At 68.6% G+C, this 17,839-nt stretch carries 18 protein-coding genes and 1 pseudogene; 9 read left to right on the plus strand and 10 right to left on the minus strand.

Going from position 1 to position 17,839, the window contains the following annotated elements; translation table 11 throughout:
- Positions 1–43: 43 nt before the first annotated feature.
- From ACTWPV_RS47325 to ACTWPV_RS47335, 3 genes are read right to left on the minus strand one after another with little or no spacing between them, the layout of a single operon-like run.
- Complete coding sequence (locus ACTWPV_RS47325) at positions 44–526, minus strand: serine hydrolase (protein ID WP_443156884.1); 483 nt, start codon at positions 524–526, stop codon at positions 44–46.
- Complete coding sequence (locus tag ACTWPV_RS47330; protein ID WP_443156868.1) at positions 481–1,320, minus strand: SDR family NAD(P)-dependent oxidoreductase; 840 nt, start codon at positions 1,318–1,320, stop codon at positions 481–483. Before ACTWPV_RS47330 ends, ACTWPV_RS47325 begins: the two co-directional genes overlap by 46 nt.
- On the minus strand, positions 1,317–2,495 hold the full coding sequence (locus ACTWPV_RS47335; RefSeq protein ID WP_443156869.1) for a cytochrome P450: 1,179 nt from the start codon (positions 2,493–2,495) through the stop codon (positions 1,317–1,319). The genes ACTWPV_RS47330 and ACTWPV_RS47335 overlap by 4 nt, the downstream gene beginning before the upstream one ends.
- A 236-nt stretch (positions 2,496–2,731) precedes the next feature.
- Here ACTWPV_RS47335 and ACTWPV_RS47340 point away from each other — a divergent pair, with 236 nt between their 5' ends.
- Complete coding sequence (locus tag ACTWPV_RS47340; RefSeq protein WP_443156870.1) at positions 2,732–3,316, plus strand: TetR/AcrR family transcriptional regulator; 585 nt, start codon at positions 2,732–2,734, stop codon at positions 3,314–3,316.
- Positions 3,317–3,476: 160 nt separating this feature from the next.
- Here ACTWPV_RS47340 and ACTWPV_RS47345 read toward each other — a convergent pair whose 3' ends face one another.
- Positions 3,477–3,650, minus strand: coding sequence for a hypothetical protein (locus tag ACTWPV_RS47345; protein ID WP_443156871.1), 174 nt, complete (start codon positions 3,648–3,650; stop codon positions 3,477–3,479).
- 92 nt (positions 3,651–3,742) lie between these two features.
- Here ACTWPV_RS47345 and ACTWPV_RS47350 point away from each other — a divergent pair, with 92 nt between their 5' ends.
- Positions 3,743–3,910: a hypothetical protein gene (locus tag ACTWPV_RS47350; RefSeq protein WP_443156872.1), complete on the plus strand. Its 168-nt coding sequence runs from the start codon at positions 3,743–3,745 to the stop codon at positions 3,908–3,910.
- A gap of 174 nt (positions 3,911–4,084) precedes the next feature.
- On the opposite strand, the gene ACTWPV_RS47355 is transcribed toward ACTWPV_RS47350, so the two are convergent.
- Positions 4,085–4,765: a recombinase family protein gene (locus ACTWPV_RS47355; protein ID WP_443156873.1), complete on the minus strand. Its 681-nt coding sequence runs from the start codon at positions 4,763–4,765 to the stop codon at positions 4,085–4,087.
- On the opposite strand from ACTWPV_RS47355, the gene ACTWPV_RS47360 reads away from it, so the two are divergent.
- Entirely contained in the window at positions 4,754–6,151 is a 1,398-nt protein-coding gene (locus tag ACTWPV_RS47360; protein WP_443156874.1) for a recombinase family protein, read from the plus strand. The two genes, ACTWPV_RS47355 and ACTWPV_RS47360, sit on opposite strands and share 12 nt — an antisense overlap.
- 228 nt (positions 6,152–6,379) lie before the next feature.
- Here ACTWPV_RS47360 and istB read toward each other — a convergent pair whose 3' ends face one another.
- The gene (gene istB, locus ACTWPV_RS47365; RefSeq protein ID WP_443156875.1) at positions 6,380–7,201 is read right to left on the minus strand and encodes an IS21-like element helper ATPase IstB; all 822 of its coding nucleotides are present in this window, start codon (positions 7,199–7,201) and stop codon (positions 6,380–6,382) included.
- Positions 7,201–8,442, minus strand: a complete 1,242-nt coding sequence (gene istA, locus ACTWPV_RS47370; RefSeq protein ID WP_443156876.1) for an IS21 family transposase — start codon at positions 8,440–8,442, stop codon at positions 7,201–7,203. The genes istB and istA overlap by 1 nt, the downstream gene beginning before the upstream one ends.
- 90 nt (positions 8,443–8,532) lie before the next feature.
- On the opposite strand from istA, the gene ACTWPV_RS47375 reads away from it, so the two are divergent.
- Entirely contained in the window at positions 8,533–9,015 is a 483-nt protein-coding gene (locus ACTWPV_RS47375; RefSeq protein ID WP_443156877.1) for a DUF2637 domain-containing protein, read from the plus strand.
- Between the two features lie 318 nt (positions 9,016–9,333).
- On the opposite strand, the gene ACTWPV_RS47380 is transcribed toward ACTWPV_RS47375, so the two are convergent.
- Positions 9,334–10,794: an FAD-dependent monooxygenase gene (locus tag ACTWPV_RS47380; protein WP_443156878.1), complete on the minus strand. Its 1,461-nt coding sequence runs from the start codon at positions 10,792–10,794 to the stop codon at positions 9,334–9,336.
- Positions 10,795–10,896: 102 nt separating this feature from the next.
- Between ACTWPV_RS47380 and ACTWPV_RS47385 the strand changes: the two genes are divergently transcribed.
- On the plus strand, positions 10,897–11,478 hold the full coding sequence (locus tag ACTWPV_RS47385) for a TetR/AcrR family transcriptional regulator (protein ID WP_443156879.1): 582 nt from the start codon (positions 10,897–10,899) through the stop codon (positions 11,476–11,478).
- 220 nt (positions 11,479–11,698) lie between these two features.
- Positions 11,699–12,100: pseudogene (locus ACTWPV_RS47390) on the plus strand (hypothetical protein); the annotation flags it as partial.
- 93 nt (positions 12,101–12,193) lie between these two features.
- Here the strand turns inward: ACTWPV_RS47390 and ACTWPV_RS47395 are convergent.
- Together ACTWPV_RS47395 and cobF are read right to left on the minus strand one after the other, a co-directional pair.
- Positions 12,194–13,798, minus strand: a complete 1,605-nt coding sequence (locus tag ACTWPV_RS47395; protein WP_443156880.1) for an IS1182 family transposase — start codon at positions 13,796–13,798, stop codon at positions 12,194–12,196.
- A 520-nt stretch (positions 13,799–14,318) separates the two neighbouring features.
- Positions 14,319–15,077 (minus strand): precorrin-6A synthase (deacetylating), encoded by a 759-nt coding sequence (gene cobF, locus ACTWPV_RS47400; protein ID WP_443156881.1) that lies wholly within the window; start codon positions 15,075–15,077, stop codon positions 14,319–14,321.
- A 63-nt stretch (positions 15,078–15,140) separates the two neighbouring features.
- Here cobF and ACTWPV_RS47405 point away from each other — a divergent pair, with 63 nt between their 5' ends.
- Genes ACTWPV_RS47405 through cobM form a run of 3 tightly spaced genes read left to right on the plus strand, consistent with a single transcriptional unit; the run spans position 15,141 to position 17,493 of the window.
- Complete coding sequence (locus ACTWPV_RS47405; RefSeq protein WP_347648586.1) at positions 15,141–15,536, plus strand: pyridoxamine 5'-phosphate oxidase family protein; 396 nt, start codon at positions 15,141–15,143, stop codon at positions 15,534–15,536.
- Positions 15,533–16,741, plus strand: coding sequence for a precorrin-6y C5,15-methyltransferase (decarboxylating) subunit CbiE (gene cbiE / locus ACTWPV_RS47410; RefSeq protein ID WP_443156882.1), 1,209 nt, complete (start codon positions 15,533–15,535; stop codon positions 16,739–16,741). The genes ACTWPV_RS47405 and cbiE overlap by 4 nt, the downstream gene beginning before the upstream one ends.
- Entirely contained in the window at positions 16,738–17,493 is a 756-nt protein-coding gene (gene cobM, locus ACTWPV_RS47415) for a precorrin-4 C(11)-methyltransferase (protein ID WP_443156883.1), read from the plus strand. Before cbiE ends, cobM begins: the two co-directional genes overlap by 4 nt.
- Positions 17,494–17,839 lie beyond the last annotated feature (346 nt).

Here is a 17,839-nt window from a genome sequence, read left to right on the forward strand (position 1 = left end):
CCGTGACCTTCTCGGAGAGCTCCGGACACTCAAGGCTTGATCCTCATCTGACCGGGGCCACGCCTGGCCAGTACGCACACGAGCACGGCCGGTCACCGGTCGCGGAGCCAGGAATGCCGTTCCAGTCGTGCAGTGTCCACCCCAGGTCCCAGCCGTCGGCCGACATCGACCACCCGTCCGGGCTGTCAACCTCGCGGCGCTGCATCGCGGCGACGGTGTCGGTGGACAGGACGCGGGTGCCGTCGGCGGCGAGGCCGCCGTCCAGGTGCATCTTGGCGAACCGGGCGACATCGCCGGCCGAGACGATGACCCTGCCGTACGGCCCAGCCGGGCGCGGCATCAGGTCCCAGACCGGTGCCGACTCGGAGTCCTGTCCGGGTTCGTCCTGGTGGCCCATCGCCATCCGGAAGCGCAGCGCCTCCTCCGGGAGCGTTGTCGAGTGCTCCAGCCCGAGCGGGGGCGGGGCAGAGCTCGAACGGGTCAGTCCACGGAGAACGGCACCATCCGGCGCATGAAGGCGTCCCAGCCGCGATCGCCCGCGAGACGTCGGGCCAGTGGCGCCAACCGGGCCTGGGGTCCGATCTTGTACCGGGGCTTCGGGTGGCGTGCGGCGACCGCTTTGGCGATCACCTTGGCCACGTCCTGGGCGCTGAGCACGCCGCGGGCCCCGTCCCGGTGGGCCCGCTCGATCATTCTGGCCACGCTCTGCTTGAACTCCTTGTAGGGGCCCTCGCCGCCGGTGAGCGGTATGTTCCGCTCGCTGCTCGCCGTGAACTCCGTCCGCACCGCGCCCGGTTCTATGAGCGCGACGCTGATGCCGAACGGTGCGACCTCCGGCCGGAGCGCGTCACTGAACGATTCGAGTGCGTATTTGGTCATCGCGTACGGGCACCCGGTCGGGGGTGTCACGAGTCCAGCGGCGGAACCCACGTTGACGATCGTGCCGGAACGTTGTCCCCGCATCCCGGGCAGGACGAGCTGGCACATCCGGATCACGCCGAACACGTTGGTCTCGAACGTCTCGCGCACCAGTGCGAGTGGAACCTCCTCCACAGGTCCGCTCCCGCCGCGCCCGGCATTGTTGATCAGGGTTCCGACGGCGCCGTGCTCCTCCTCGACAGCCCGTACGACCCGCGCCATGTCGTCCTCGTCGGTCACGTCCAGCCGCCGCACCCGGCAGCCCGCGTCTTTCAGCTCGTCCAGGGTGTCCAACCGCCGTGCCGTGGCCCAGGTGGGATAGCCGGCGCGGGCCAGGGCCAGTGCGGTGGCCCGTCCGATGCCCGTTGAGCATCCGGTGATCAATACCGCGTTGGATGTCATGCCTCTCCTTCGGGATCCCAGGTGACGGGGAGACGGCGCACGCCGTAGGTGATGGAGTCGGTGCGGAAGCCGATGTCCTCCTGCGGGACCGCGAGCCGCAGGGTGGGGAAGCGGCGGAGCAGGGCGTGCAGCGCGACGCGCAGCTCGACTCGGGCGAGCTGCTGGCCGATGCACTGGTGGATCCCGTGGCCGAATGCGACGTGGCCCGAGGTCGTCCTGGTCAGCCGGAGCTCGTCTGGGTCGGGGAAGCGGCCGGGGTCGCGGTTGGCGGCGGGAAGAGAGATCGTCACGGTCTCGCCCGCGGCGATGCGTACGCCGTGCACCTCGATGTCCTTGAGCGCGGTGCGGGTCGGGCCGAGGTGGACGATGGACAGGTAGCGCAGCAGCTCCTCGACGGCGCCGTCGATCAGCGGCGGGTCGGCGCGCAGACGGTCCAGTTGGTCGGGATGGGACAACAGGGCGAGCGTGCCGAGGCCGAGCATGCCCGCGGTGGTTTCGTGACCGGCGACGAGCAGCATGACGGCCACGCCGGTCAGCTCCTCGTCGCTCAGCTCGCCGCCCTCGATCAGGCCGCTGATCAGGTCGTGCGCGGGTTCGGCGCGCTTGCGCTGGACCAGTTCGTGGAGGTAACGGGTGATGTCGGCGGTGGCCGAGCGGGCGTGTTCGGCGGTGGCGTCGAGGCTCGCGATCACGGTCGTGTCCCGCTGGAACCTCTCGCGGTCGTGGTAGGGCACGCCGAGCAACTCGCAGATGACCAGTGACGGGATGGGCAGAGCGAAGGTCTCGATCAGGTCGATGGGCGGGCCGAGCCGTGCCATCGCGTCGAGGCGCCCGGCGGTGATTTTCTCGACTTCGGGCTCCAGCTCCTTCATCCGGCGCACAGTGAACTGGCCGGTGATCAAGCGCCGGTACCTGGTGTGGTCGGGCGCGTCCAGGTTGATGAAGATCCCCGGTCCTGCGGGCTCTCGCGGGCCGTGCCCGACCGGTCGGTGCTGGAGCTCCGATCGTGCGCTGACGTCGGGATGGGCGAGGACCGCCCGGGCCGCGGCGTGACCGGTCACCAGCCAGCCGAGGTGGCCGTCAGGGTAGGTCATGCGGCTGATGGGACGTAGCGTCGCCAGCTCTGCCGGCGGGTCGAGGGGGTGGGTGCGGGTCGTGGGCAGAGGGTGGGCCATCTCATTCCTCGCTTGCTGCAAGAGGCTTCTCCGGGCTGATCGGCAGGTCGAGGGCGCGGACGCCGGTGACGAGTTCGCCAGGGCGGAGCCGGTTTCCCGGTGCGAACCATCGGCGGGGTCTGGATGTGTCATCGGTCTTCACTCGCAAGTGAGACAGGGGTCTCTTTATCGAGACAGACTGTCTCAATTATGGGATCCTGTGTCAAGCAAACCGGCGGCGACGTATGATGGCGACAATGATCAGAAGGTCGCCTTTGCGCGAGCACGCCGCCGCCGGGATCCTCGACATCGCCGCGAAGGTCCTCGCGGAGCACGGCGAAGCGGCCAGCATGGCTGACATCGCCAAGGCGGCCGGGATGGGGCGCGCCACGCTCTACCGCTATTTCCCGAGCCGGGAGGCGCTGGTCCAGGCGCTCTACCAGACGGCCGTCAGCGATCTGTTCGACAAGATCGACGACGCCGACCTCGACGCCGTTCCCGCGACGGAGGCGCTGGCCCGGCTGACCAGGGCCGCCGTGAGCGTCATCGGCAAATATCGAGCACTGGCCGTGCTCGACAGCAGGATGGACGGGCTGGAAGAGGCCAACGGACGGATCGGGTCGACGCTCCAGGGCGTCTTCGACCGGGGTGCCGCCGAGGGGACCTTCCGCACCGATCTGCCTCCGTCCACCCTGATGGGCGCCTATGGAGGGCTGCTCAGAGGGATCGGCAACCTGGTGATTCAAGGGCAGATGGGAGTGGAAGACGCCAGCTCGACGATCATCGCCATCTTCCTGGACGGAGGTCGCGCCCGAGACGACGTGCAGAGTGAACGGGCGTAGGTGGCCGTGCCCAACCGACCGACCGCCTGAGACCGGTTGCGTCCACGGGAGTGGTGTACGAGTTGGACCCGGGCATAGGCGGGGCACCGTGAAATGGAGACGGCCGTCGCTTCGACCGTGCGTGAATGCGAACGACGGGAGAAGGAGCAGCTGGTGGGGATCAGGGCGGCCGCGGCAGGAGCGGCGAAGCACACGAGCGTGCAGGCGGTGAGCACTCCGGCGAGCACCTCGCTCCGGCCGCCGGCATGACGCCGTACCCGCCCTCCGACCTCCGCATCGGCCCCACGGCCAGCAGCACCAGCGTCGACTCCCAGGCCAGCGTCACGAAGTTCATCACGCAACCGGCCAACACCACCGTCCGCACCAGATGGGGCGCCGATCGCGCCCTCCACCCTGCACCGCATCCACGCCACGCTGCGCGCGGCTTTGAACGCCGCGGTGCGTGAGGGCCTGATCGCCTGGCGGCGCGAGGGCGAACACCCGACGGTAGCGGTGTGGACCGCCGACCAACTGGCCGAATTTCTCGCCTTCGCCGGACACGACCGGCTGTACCTGCTGTGGCAGTTGATCGCGCTGCGCGGGCTACGGGGTTGAGGAACCCGGGAACAGCCGTTATCGATGAGAATGATCTTGTGCGGGATGGCGACGGTTCGCGTCGGGTTGGTCTGGAACTCCTGAAGCCTGGCGAGCCGCAAAGTAGGACCGGGACTTCTATGGCTACGGCCAGGGGCAACGTAGAGCGTGAGCTCTGGTGGATCGTGGGGCCGCTTAGATCTGTCTGTCGGCTGGGCCGTGGATGATGCTGTGGATGGTGGAGCGTCCGACGCTGTACTCGGTGGCCAGGTCCGCCAGGGAGACCTCGCCTCCGGCGTATCGGCGGCGGATGGAGCGTCGGGCGGGTTCGGGCAGTTTGGGTTGCTTGCCCTTGAGTTTGCCGTTCTTCTTGGCCAGGGCCATGCCTTCGCGGGTGCGCAGGTGCCCGAGGTTGGCCTCGAACTCGGCGACCATGGCGAGGGTCTGCAGGAACAGCCGCCCGAACGGGTCGTTCCAGTCGTAGACGGATGCGCCCAGGCCGAACAGGACGCCGCGGCCGGACAGGCCGGTGAGGATGTCGTTGGCCTCGGCCATGTTGCGGGCGAACCGGTCGAACTTCGTCACCGTGAAGACGGTGCCGTCCCAGACGGCGGCGAGGGCCTGGTCGAGTCCGGCGTGGTTGCGGCGGGTGGTGCCGGAGAAGCCGCGGTCGATGTAGATCCGGTCGGCGGGGACGCCGAGGGCCAGGAGCTGCTCGGTCTGGATGATGACGTCTTGTTCGTCGGTGGAGCAGCGGGCGCGCCTTACGGAACACCACCGGACCTCCCGCGCGAGATGCGACTGCCGCCCGGCGGGGGACGGCGTCCTGCTCCCAAAGCTGTCTCGAACCTCAATGAGTCCCCATTGTTCGAGCACTTCGGCGTGCCCCTGTGGGTGCCCGAGGTGGGCGGGCCGATCGATCCGGCGAACGAAGCCCACGACATGATCATGGGTGTCTTCGGCGGGCTGTCGAAGGGGGAGCGAAACCGGATCAAGATCAGGGTGCGGGCCGCGATGGCGGCGATCACCGCGACCGAAGGCCGGTTTCTGGGCGGGCGTCCGCCGTACGGGTACAGCCTTCAAGACGCCGGTCCGCACCCGAATCCTGGTAAGGCGGCTGACGGGCGGAGGCTGCGGCGGCTGGTGGCTGATCCGGTCACCTCGCGAGTGGTGCGGTGGATCTACAGCGAGTTCCTCAAAGGCCGGGGCTACCTGGACATCGCCGAGGATTTGACGCTGCAGGGCATCCCGTCACCCTCGGCCAGCGATCCCGGTCGGAACAAGCACCGTGATCAGCGGGCTTGGTCGAAGTACGCCGTACGGGTCATCCTTACCAACCCGCGTTACACGGGTCACCAGGTGTGGAACAAGCAGCGTAAGGACGAGATTCTCCTGGACGTGGAGAACGTCGCGCTGGGCACGACGACCAAGCAGCGGTGGAACGCCAAGGATCAGTGGATCTGGTCGGAGCATCCCGTGCATGACGCGATCGTGAGTGTCGAGGAGTATCAGCGGGTCCAGGAGATCCTTGCCACTCGTGCCAGAGGTCAGTACAGCCAGCGTCCCCACCCGACCCAGCGACCATACGCCTTCCGGGGCGTGCTGTTCTGCGGTTACTGCGAGCGTCGGATGCAGGGGAACTGGAACAACCGGCAGGCCTACTACCGGTGCCGGTTCCCTGCCCAGTACGCCATCACCAACGACCTCGACCATCCCAAGGTCGTCTACCTGCGGGAGTCGGAGATCTTGGGTGAGGTCGATGGCTGGCTGGGGACCGCGTTCGGCCCGGACAGGTTGGAGCACACGGTCGCGGCGATGGCCGAGCAGGCGATCGACCCGAACGAGGCGGCTCTGATCGACTTGCGCAAACGGCTGTCGAAGTGTGACCGCAAGCTCAACCAGTACCGATCCGCCCTCGACGCCGGAGGCGACCCCATCGAGATCTCCTCGTGGATCAACGAGACCAAGAGCGAACGCGCCCGCCTGGAAGGGGAACTGAAGGCCGTCCCAGCCGCTCAACGCATCAGCACCGCCGAGATCAGGGCCATGATCGAGGAGGTCGGGGACCTAGTCCGGCTGGTCTCGGAAGCGGACCCGGACGACAAGGCCCAGCTCTACAGCCAGCTTGGACTGAAGCTCACGTACTACCCAGAAAAGCAATATGTGGAGGCCCGGATCGAACCGGAACCCCCACATGTGCGAGCGGTGTGTGTCCGAGGGGGGACTTGCACCAAATCACTATGCCAGAATCGCTGCGGCTGATCTCCCGCTCCATCAGGAGGTCTGATCAGCGATGGCTCCGGACAGTACGGCTGTACGTCGTATCCAGCGAACAACGGTTGCCGGGGTCATCTCTCTCGCGGCGATTGCGGCGGTCGTGTCGTTCCGCCACATGCACGAACTCTGCCTCCGGCACGGTGAGTGTCAACGACGGCTGAATCCTGACCCCCTGGCGTCGTCTGAATTTTGACCCCCTGATGTGCTTGATTGTTAGTGGTCGTTGGTGTGGCCGGCTGTGGGGACGCGGCCAAGGTCGCGGTTTTTGAGGCGGTAGCTGTTTCCTTTCAGGTTGATGACCTCGGCGTGGTGGACGAGGCGGTCGATCATCGCTGCTGCGACGACGTCGTCGCCGAACACCTCGCCCCAGCGTCCGAATGGCTTGTTGCTGGTGACGATCAGGCTCGCTCGTTCGTAGCGGCTGCTGACGAGTTGGAAGAACAGGTTGGCGGCTTCGGGCTCGAACGGGATGTAGCCCACCTCATCCACGATGAGCAGCGGGATGCGCGACAGCTTGGTGAGTTCCTGCTGCAGGCTGCCGGTGGTGTGGGCGTCGGCCAGGCGGTCGACCCAGGCGGCGGCGGTGGCGAAAGCGACCCGGTGTCCGGCCTGGCAGGCTCGGATTCCCAGGCCGATCGACAGGTGGGTTTTGCCGGTGCCGGGTGGGCCGAGGAAGATGATGTTCTCGCGTGCAGCGACAAAGTCCAGCGTGCCCAGATGAGCGATGACCTCGCGTTTCAACGAGCGTTGGTGATCGAAGTCGAAGTCCTCCAGTGCTTTGCGGGCGGGGAAGCGGGCCGAGCGGATGCGGGCCTCGCCGCCGTGGGACTCCCGGGCGGCGACTTCACGTTGCAGGCAGGCGGCCAGGAACTCCTCATGGCTCCAGGACTCAGCCCGGGCTCGCTCGGCCAGCCGCTCGATGGCGGCGTGCAGGGACGGCGCCTTCAGGGCCCGAGACAGGTAGGACAGCTCGGCCTGCAGGTTGCGGCCGCTGGTGGGGGCCGTGTCGGCTGGGGTGGTTCGCGTGGTCGCCATCACGCCACCACGCCCTGGCCGGTGTCGATGCCGAGCGCGGTGTCGTAGTCGCTGAGCGGGCGCTGCTGGACCGGGGTGTCAGCTGCGGGGGTGGTGGCGAGTTGGAGGCGGGCGCGACGCATCGCCGCAGCGGCCTGGGCGTGCGCCGGGTCGGTGATGGTTTGGTGGGCGGCCCAGCATCGGGGGTGTGCCGCGACGCTCTGCCCGCCGCAGGTGACCCTCACCTGCTGCACGTCGGCGACCACCTCGACCAGCCGGCCGATCGCCGAAGGGTGGACCGAGTAGTCGTTGGAGGCGATGCGCACGTAGTGGTCGCGAGCCAGCCGGGTCGACGAACGCCAGCCGACGACGGGAGCCACCGGCGGCAGCGCGACCATGGCGGCCCGGTCGGTGACCAGCCGGTCGGCCGGGCGGCACTCGATCCGGCGGTGATGGCGCGTGTTGGCCCGATGGCCCAGCCAGCCCTCCAACTGAGTGTTGAAGTCGTCGGGGTCGGTGAATGAGCGGCCCGGCAGAAACGAGGTCTCCAGATAGCCGTTGGCCCGCTCGACCAGGCCCTTGGCCTCGGGGTCGCCGGGGCGGCACTGCACGATCTGAACGCCGAGGGTGCCGCGGAACGTGCTGGCTTCGGTGGTGAGCTGGGGCCGGCCGCCCCGCCACTGGCCGATGGCGCTCTCGTTGTCCCATACCAGCGTCTTGGGCGTTGCGCCCAGCATGCGCAGCAGCATCCACATCCCGGCGAACAGATCGCCGCCCGCGCGTGAGGGGATCATGCGTGCCATCAGCCACCGCGAGTAGCCCATCACCATCACCAGCACCGGCAGGCCCGCCTGCTGTCCGGCACCGACCGGCACCTTGACCGGCGGGAACCACAGATCGCATTGCGCCAGCTCGCCGGGCTGATATGTCGTCCGCGAGGCCGGATCGACCGGCCGATAGAGCGGCCGCAGCTGCCGGACACGGTCTTTGAGCACGGTCATCGACCGTTGCCAGCCGATCCGTTCCGAGATCACCGTCGTCGGCATCTCCGGGAACTCGGCCAGCAGCGCCCGGATCTGCGGTTCTACCGCGTCCACGATCGACCCGCCGCCCGCCCGCCGATACGTCGGCGGCTCATCGGCCGCCAGCGCCCGCTTGACGGTGTTCTTCGAGATGCCCAGCCGCCGAGCGATCGCCTTGATCGGTATCTGCTCGGCCCGGTGCAACCGGCGGATCTCCGCCCAGTCTTCCACCTTGATCACCCTCCAGAGTGACTGAAGGGGGTCAGTTTTCGGCCGTCGCCACGGGGTCAGTTTTCACCCGTCGTCGACAGTGAGGATCACCTGGCGGCGGTGCTCATCCCGCTCGCGGTCGATGGCGCGATCGTCGTCGCCTCGATGTCCATCCTCCTGGCCAACCGACGCGGCACTCGTGGCGGATTCCTGGCGTGGGCCATGTTGATGGTCGGCAGCCTGGCCAGTCTCGGGGCCAACATCGCCGTCGCCGAACCGAGCCTGATCGGCCGCCTCATCGCGGCCTGGCCGAGCGCTGCTTTGATCGGCAGCTACGAGCTTTTGATGTCCCAGATCCGCCAGACCCCTGCCAGGGAGTCACCGTCGCGCAGCAGGGTAAGGCGGCAGGGGCTCAGGAACCTTCTGGCGAAGAGTCCTCGGGTGAAGCGGGTTGTCGCGAGCGTGAGAAGGGGGATCTTCGTCGAACCGCCTGGCAGTGGGCCCTGGCGAATCGTCTGGCGGACGGGGCGCTCCCATCGGGCAGGGTCATCGCTGAGCAGTTTGCGCGGAGCGCTCGATGGGGCCGCTGGATCAAGTGAATAGGTCTCGAGGGGAAGCTCGGGGAGCACGATCACTCGACTGCCGCATGGCAGCCGGTGTCCACACCTCGGGGAGCCGCTGGGCGGGCTGATGCACGATCGGCCTCGTTCGTACCTGGTCGGAAGCCTGACCCGCTCTGGCGGAGGATCCGCATGACCACCGACCCGCAGCCCACCCGAGACCTTGTCGGCATGCTCCGCAATTTGCTCGCGGACACCGAGCACCTCGGCGCTCACTAGCACACGCCTCCTGCATGCGCTCTTCCATCTCCAGGAACTGTTCACGCTGGACCATCAAGCCTGGTGGGCGCTCGGCCGACGCTCACGCCGGGCCGCACCACTGGCCGAGTGCCTGGGCGATCTGGCCCGGGCTGGGGTAGGTGGCGGTCCAGGCCGCGTACCCGTCGGGCCGTACCAGGACGGTCGTGGCCTGACCCAGGAGCAGAGGTGCGGAGGGGCGTAGGGTGCGCAACCGGTCTTGCCACGGTCTGCCAGGCTCGTCCGACTGCACGGAGGCGTCGAGCAGGGCGAATCGGCCGTCGCGGAGGTGCTCGTACAGCCGGGTCGCGTGGCCGTCGATCACGAGTGGTAGGTCGGGGATCCGGGTTCCGGCGAGGGGTGAGTCGGCGAGGCCAGCCGGGAGCGCGTAGGAGATGCCCAGACCTGAGAGGGTCAGCCGGACTGATTCCGAGACCCGGGGATGGTTGATTATCGCCGGGGCGACGTACGGGCGGATCAGGCGGACCGGTGCGGGTGCCTCGGACAGGCGTCTGAGCAAGTCGGTCAGGCGCAGCACCGTCCGCCCGACAGGGTGGCGCTCGGACTCGTACGTGTCAAGCAGCCACGGCGGCGCCCACCCGTGGTGGGCGGCGGCGAGTTTCCAGGACAGGTTCGCCGCGTCCTGGATGCCGGTGCTCATGCCCTGCGCGCCGAGCGGGGAGTGCACATGCGCCGCGTCCCCGGCCAGGAACACCCGGCTTGCCCGGTAGCGGCGGGCCTGGCGGCGCTCGCTGAGGAATCGGGTGGACCAGCGCATCTCCGCCAGTTCGAGATCCCGGCCGGTGATCCGCAGCAGTGCGTCGCGTACTTCTTCGATGCCCACCGGTTCTTCGATGGGAACGCCCTGCCGGGTTCGGTCCCAGATGGTCGCCCGGAACCAGCCTTCTCCGTACGGCGGCAACAATGCTGCCCCATCGCGGCCGATGAACGGGTTTACCGCCAGCGGCAGGTCGGCTTTGAGCAGCACGTCGGCCAGCACGATGCGGGTGTCGTAGCTGCGCCCGCTGAACCCGACCGACAGCAGGCGGCGCACCGCGCTGTGCGCGCCGTCGCAGCCCACCACGTAGTCGGCCCGTTCGGTATGGCCGTCGGCGAGGGTCAGCGTGACTCCGTCGCCGTCCTGGTCGAGGCCGGCGACTTCGGCGCCGCGCACGATCTCGACGCCGAGCCCGCGGGCTCGTTCCTCCAGAGCCGCCTCGGTGCGTGCCTGCTGGAGGACGAGGATGTAGGGAAAGCGGCTCTCCGGATGCCGCATGTTGAAGATGAGTTCCCGGCCCTGGATGTGGGGCCGCACCTCCGGCACCTGCAGTCCTTGGGCGATGAGTCCGTCGGTGAGGCCGCGCATGTCGAGCAGTTCCATGGTACGGGCGTGGACGGCGAAGGCTCTGGTCAGGTTGGACTCCTGGACCCGCCGTTCAAGGATCGTGACCGGGACGCCTGCGGCGGCAAGGTCTCCGGCCAGCATGAGCCCTGTGGGTCCCGCCCCTACGACGATAACGCTCATAGTTCCTCCAATATGGTACTTGAAGTTCCGGTACTTTGAGTACCGAACAATTCATTGGTACTCTCAGTACCGGAACTTGTCAACGTACGCAGGAGGACGCCGATGCCGGCCAATCGCGGTGGGCGCAGACCGGACCCGGAGGTGGACGCGGCGATCAAGGAGGCGATGGCGGAACTGCTGTTCTCGCGCGGGTTCGACATGACCTTCGACGACGTGGCGGCGAACGCCGGGGTGGGGCGCACGACGATCTTCCGCCGCTATCCGACCAAGCGCGACCTGCTAGTCGAGGCGTTCTCACTGGTCAGCCTGGAACGGTTCCAGGTGGATGACACCGGCTCCGTGCGCGGGGATCTGGAGGAGGCGCTGTCGCGGATCATGCGGGAGTTCGGCAAGCCGGAGATGCGGATGCTGCTGCGGCAAGGGCTCGGCGAGGCGTGCCGCGACCAGGACTTCACCGGCCTGTTCCGCGAGGTCATGGAGCGCCGACTGGACCTGATCTCCATGCTCGTACGGCGTGGGGTTGAGCGGGGGGAACTGCCAGCCGCCACCGACGCGGCGCTGATCGCCGACCTCGTCTCGGGCGTCATCGCCGTCCGCGTGGCCAACGACACGCCTCTGCCGGACTCCACGGAGATCACCGCCCTGGTGGACGGCCTCCTGCACGGCTTCGCACAACCTCGCTGACGCCCACGAGTTCAGCGGACGTTGCACCTCACCCGCCTCCTTCGCCGCAGAGCTCACCAGTCGGCGCAGTGACGAAGGCTGTGGCGGTCCTGCGCGAGAAGAAGGAGATCTTGCGCAAGGCCGTGGCTTCTTCACGCGGATGGCTGCATGAAACCGGGTGTTCACGCCTCGGGGGCAACACCACAATGGCGGGTATGACGCCGCCCAGGCTTGCTGGGTTGTGCGGGTCTGGGCGGCGCGGCGCGGGTGCCGGTCTCGGCCACCCGCGCTCCCGCCTGATGACACCCGGTCGGTTCCGAAAGGATCAGCCGCAGCGCACGTTGTTGAGCTCGCGGGTGAGCCGCGCGGGGGCAGAATCGTCGAACAATACTTCGACATCGACAAATCGCGCTCTATCCCGCCTCAGCGCCGCCCGGAGGCCAGCGCCTTGCTGGCCGAGTTGCGGAGCCCTCGACGGGCCTTCGAAGCCGTTGTGGTCGGCGAGCCACAGCGAGCCTTCTACGGCAACCAGTTCGGCAACACCTTCGACATCTTCAACCACTACGGCGTGCCCCTGTGGGTGCCCGAGGTCGGCGGCCCCATCGACCCGACCAACGAAGCCCACGAACTCATCATGATGATGTTCGGCGGCGTCAGTAAGGGCGAGCGGAACCGCATCAAGGTCAGAGTCCGGACCGCAATGGGGGACTCTGTCGGTGATCTTGAGTGTCGGAGGTTATGCCGCGCCTTGCCGCCACCAGCGGGGGATGGGGAGTTCGCGGTTGATGAGGTACTGCTGGAAGGCTGTGATGGGGCGTTTTCGCCGGGCGGCGGGCGCGTGGTGGGCGTGGAGCCGCTCGACGTTGACGGCGATCGCGGTGAGGACATGCTGGACGTGGGTCTTGGCCAGGCCGCGGTAGCGGCAGTCGCGGGCACGGTGGGCGTTGACGAATTCGTTGATGGTGCCCTCGACGCCGGATCGGGAGCCGTAGGTGCGTAGCCACGCGGAGTCTTGCTGGTCTTGGCGGTTGCTTGCTTGGAGTTTGTGCAGATCGCGGGGGAGGAAGGTCACCGAGCGGCCCTCTTTGGAGCGGGTGCAGCGAGACCGATCGGCGCACGGGTCACACAGCCTGCGGTCGAACTTCACTACTAGGTAGGGGGCTTGGGCGGGAGGCTCGATCCAGTCTCCGCTGGTCTTGCCGTTGGGGCAGGTGACCTGCCGTCGGTCGTAGTCGATGGTGAAGGCGTCCCGGGAGAAACCGGGTTGGGTGCGGTGCTGCCAGGAGTTGTTGGTGTGCAGCGGGCCGATCAGGGTGATGGTGCGACGGGCGGCCTGGTGCATGCCGACCACGGAGGTGTAGCCGGAGTCGACCAGGTGCTCGGCGGGAAGGAGTTTCCGCTGCTCCAGCCGGTCGTGGACGCCCGAAAGCGCGGTGCTGTCGTTGCGGCTGGCGCAGGTGGTGGCGACGTCGGTGACCAGGTTGATCGTGTCGTCGTCGCAGGTCTCGGTCGTGTGGATCAGGTAGCCGGTCCATCGTTTGTCGCCCCGGCATCCCCAGCGGGCCTCGAGATCGTAGGGGGAGACGATCCGCAGCCGTCCGGGCGGGAACCCGTCGTCATCGGATCGGGGCCGGACGGCGCCTCGACTGTCGGGGACGAAGTTCTGCAGGAAGATCTGGCGCAGGCCCTCCGCGTGCCGGCCGCGGGCCCGTCCGCGGAGCAGGGTCAGCAACGCGAACGCGTCCTGGCCTGCGTCCTTCAACCGGCCGACGGGTCGGGACGGTTGGCTGACCAGGCGGACTGGGCGGCCGTAGCGCTTGGCCCACTGCTCGTCGACCAGCGCGTCCAGCACGCTTGGATCCTCCCGCGCGAGCTCCTCTAACGTCGCCCGGATCGCCTCGCTGATCAACTCCAGGCGGGTGAGGTCGCGGACTGCAGCCAGCACGTTCGTGGAATCGGTGCGCTGCCGGCCCCGTTCCCTGACCAGGCCGGCGGCCTTCATCCGTTCCAGCGCCAGGCCGAGCAGCCGATCGGCGCGGTCGTCTTCGGCGAGTCGGTCCCGAAAGTCGGTCAGGACACTGTGGTGAAAGCCGGGATCGTCCAGATCGAGGTCGAGCGCGTATTTGAAGTCGATCCGGCAGCGCACCGCCTCGGCCGCCTGCCGGTCCGACAGGTTCAGCAGGAACTGCAGCACCGACACCGTGGCCAACTGCGCAGGCGACAGTCCCGGCCGCCCGTCGCGCGGATACCATGCGACGAAGTCCTCGTCGCTCCAGAGCCCGTCGAGATGGTCGCGCACCCACATCGCCGTCGTGCCCCGCGGGTTGCTCGCGCGAGCCACCCGCGCAGTCAGTTCCGGCGTTACCCGACCACGGCAAGGACGAACGGCCACCTGGTCACTCCGAAGGTTCGCGATCTACACCAACCCCCAGATACTGGCGATCAACCCCCTCGGTTCGCAGGACTTCCGGAAGATCACCGACAGAGTCACTCAGTGACCACCAGACAGACACCAGGCGGCTGGCTCCTTACCAGAAATGATCACCTCCAGCTCTCGCCAGAGACACAAGATCATTCTCATCGATAACGGCTGTTCCCGGGTTCCTCAACCCCGGGCTACGCCGCGGAGAGGCAGCCGCGCTCCGCTGGCTCGACCTGAAACCTGGACCGGCCAGAACTGGCCGTCAGCCGAGTCGTACAGATCTTCAACGGACAGCCGGTCCCGACCGAGGTGGGTTCTCATGCCGGCGGCGATGCTCAAGATGGGCTCGTGTTCGAGGTCCACGCTCACCGTCGCTCGCCCCCTCCGTCGCGGCGCCTGTGTTGCACCTTCGGCGCATCGGTCCGTGGCCGGCCGCGACTTAATGATCGGCGGGAGGAGTCCGGCGCAGCAGGTAGGTGTCCATGATCCACCCCTTGCGGGCGCGCGCTCCGGCGCGGAGTTCGCGGATGCGGTCGCCGACCTCGGCGACGTTCCCGGAAACCAGGATCTCGTCAGGGGTCCCCAGGTAGGCGCCCCAGTGGATGTGGAAGTCGTCCAGACCGGCGAAGGAGCAGTGGGCGTCCAGCATGACGACCATGTCGTCGGCGGTGGCGCCCTCCTCTGCCAAGCGGCGGCCCGTGGTGAGATGGACGGGTCGTCCGACCTGGTTGAGGCTGGTGCGGTGGCGGGCGGTCAGGGCGGCCACGCTGCTGATGCCGGGGATCACCTCGTACTCGAACGTGACGTTCCCGCGCTGGAGGATCTCTTCGACGATGGCCAGCGTGCTGTCATACACACCCGGATCTCCCCAGACCAGGAACGCCCCTGTCTCGCCGTCGGCCAGTTCCTCGCTGATGAGCGCTTCGCAGGCCGATGCCCTGCGCGAGCGCCAGTCTTCGACTGCTGCGGTGTAGGCGGAGGCGTTCCGGTCGCGTTCGGGGTCGCGGGCCTCGGCGACCCGGTACGGCGGGCGGCCGTGTTCGGCGATCAGGTCCTGCCGGAGTCGCACCAGTTCGTCTTTCACCTCGCCCTTGTCGACGAGGAAGAACACGTCCGTGCGGGCGATGGCCTTGGCCGCCTGAAGGGTGAGATGGTCGGGATCGCCCGCGCCGATGCCGATGACGAGTAGCCGCTTCACCCATAAGAGTGTGCCAGAGCGGGAGATATACGATATCGCTCGCTAAAGCACCCGAGGAGGACCGTGGATCTGGCCGAGCAGGGCGACGACTTCGCCGCGTTCTGGCGGGAGCGGCATCTGTGCACGATCGCCACCTCTCGCCCCGGCGGGCCGCCGCACGTGGTGCCGGTGGGGGCCACGCTGGACCTGGCGACGGCGACCGCTCGCGTGATCACCTCCGGATCCTCGTACAAGGCCAGGCTCATCGCCCGGTCCGGCCCGTCCGGCGCGCTGGTGGCGCTGACTCAGGTGGACGGCCGCCGGTGGTCGACGCTGGAGGGCCTTGCCGTGCTGCGGACCGAGCCCGAGCAGGTGGCCGACGCCGAGCGCCGCTACACCGCCCGCTACAAGCCGCCGCGTCCGAACCCGTCCAGGGTGGTCGTGGAGATCCGGGTGACGCACGTGCTGGGCAACGTGTGATCACCGTCGTCGGCATCGGAGCGGACGGCTGGGACGGGCTGCCCGCCCGGTCGCGCCGCGCGCTGGAGGCGGCGGAGATCCTCATGGGCAGTATCCGGCAGCTCGGCCTGGTGCCGGCCTCCGTCGCCGAGCGGGTCGTCTGGCCGTCACCCCTGCTCCCGGCGCTGCCTGCGCTGCTGGAGAAGTACGCCGATCATGACGTGTGCGTGCTGGCCAGCGGCGATCCGATGTTCTACGGCATCGGCTCCACCCTGGTGCGGCTGCTGGGCGCCTCGCGGGTCAGGGTGCTGCCGCACCTGTCGTCGCTGTCGCTGGCGTGCGCCCGGCTGGGCTGGCCGGTCGAGCAGGTGGAGGTGGTGAGCCTCGTAGGCCGAGCGCCGGCGGCTCTGAACGCCGCCCTGCTGCCGGGGCGGCGGATCGTCGTACTGGGTGCGGGGCGCGGCTCGCCGTCCCTGGTGGCGGGGCTGCTGGCCGGACAGGGGTACGGCCCCAGCCCGATGACGGTGCTGTCGGACCTGGGCGCGGAGTCGGAGTCGGAGCTGCGGGGCACGGCGGACGGCTGGACGGAGTCCCCGCCCTCATCCTTGAACGTGATCGCGATCGAGTGCGTCGCCGAACCGGACACGGAGCCGCCGGCCCGCGTCCCCGGCCTTCCTGACACGGCGTTCGAGCACGACGGGCAGCTCACCAAGCGCGAGGTCCGCGCCGTGAGCCTGTCGCGGCTGGCACCGGTGCCCGGCGAACTGTTGTGGGACGTCGGCGCGGGGGCGGGCAGCATCGCCATCGAGTGGATGCGCAGCCACCCGGCGTGCGCAGCCGTGGCGGTCGAGAGCCGGGGCGATCGGGCCGCCGCGATCCGGCGCAACGCCGATGTCCTTGGAGTGCCGTCGCTGCGGGTCGTCGAGGGCAAGGCGCCCGCCGCCCTGGACGGACTGCCCGCACCGGACGCCGTGTTCGTCGGCGGCGGCGCGACCGCGCCCGGACTGCTGGACAGGTGCTGGGCGGCACTGCGGCCGGGCGGCAGGCTCGTGGTCAACGCCGTCACCCTGGAGTCCGAGGCCGTCGTGGCCGGATGGTACGCCCGGCTCGGCGGCGATCTGGTGCGTCTGGCCGTGCAGCGTGCCTCGCCCGTCGGCTCGTTCACGGGGTGGCGGGCCGCGATGCCGGTGACCGTCTGGTCGGTCACCAGGAAGGATCAGCCGTGACCGTCTACTTCATCGGAGCGGGCCCCGGCGCCGCCGATTTGATCACGTTGCGCGGGCTGCGGCGGCTGGAGTCCTCGCCGGTGTGCCTGTACGCGGGCTCGCTGGTGCCGCGTGAGTTCCTCGCCTCCTGCCCCGCGGACGCGCGACTCGTGGACACGGCGAACCTGACGCTGGACGAGATCGTCTCGGAGCTGGCCGATGCCCACGGTCAGGGCCTGGACGTGGCGCGGCTGCACTCGGGCGACCCGTCGGTGTTCAGCGCGGTGGCCGAGCAGATGCGCCGGTTGGACGCGCTCGGGGTGCCGTACGAGGTGGTTCCCGGGGTGCCGGCGTTCGCGGCGGCGGCGGCCTCGCTCGGCAGGGAGCTGACCGTGCCAGGGGTCGGCCAGACGATCATCCTGACCCGTACCTCGGCGCGGGCCACGCCGATGCCCGAGGGCGAGGACCTGATGACGCTCGGCGCCGGCGGCGCGACGATGGTGCTGCACCTGGCCGTGCAGCGGATCGACGCAGTGGTGGCCGAGCTGCTGCCCTCCTACGGTCCCGGCTGCCCGGTCGCGGTGGTCGCGCGGGCCAGCCGGCCCGACGAGGTGATCCTGCGCGGGACACTGGCGGACATCGCCGGTCAGGTTCACCAGGCCGGCATCCGGCGCACGGCGGTGATCGTCGTCGGGCGGGTGCTGTCGGCGACGCAGTTCCCCGACAGCCACCTCTACAGTGCGGAACGGGCACGGCCGTGCGCCGGGTCCTGATCCTGGGGGGCACCGCCGAGGCTCGTGCCCTGGCCGCCGAGCTCGCCGGCGGGGGGACGTACGTGGGGGGCAGACCAAGTACGAGAGAAAGGAGCAGTGAGCCGCTAAGCCGCTGCTCAGACGGTGCGATCGTCAGCTGGCGTGACGCTCTGCATGGGTTTGGTTGCGGTTTGGTGAACCCGACCGTTCGGCGACTTGATCGCCGCTACGGTTTCGGCGTCTAGGTCGTGTTTCATAAGGCACTGAGCCACTGGTTGATCGCAGCGATGATGACGACGGCTTCGTAGCGTACGGCGAGCTTGTCGTAACGGGTCGCCATGCCGCGGTTGCCTTTGAGCAGGTTGAT

Source organism: Nonomuraea sp. KM88 (assembly GCF_052245635.1).
Lineage (GTDB): Bacteria > Actinomycetota > Actinomycetes > Streptosporangiales > Streptosporangiaceae > Nonomuraea.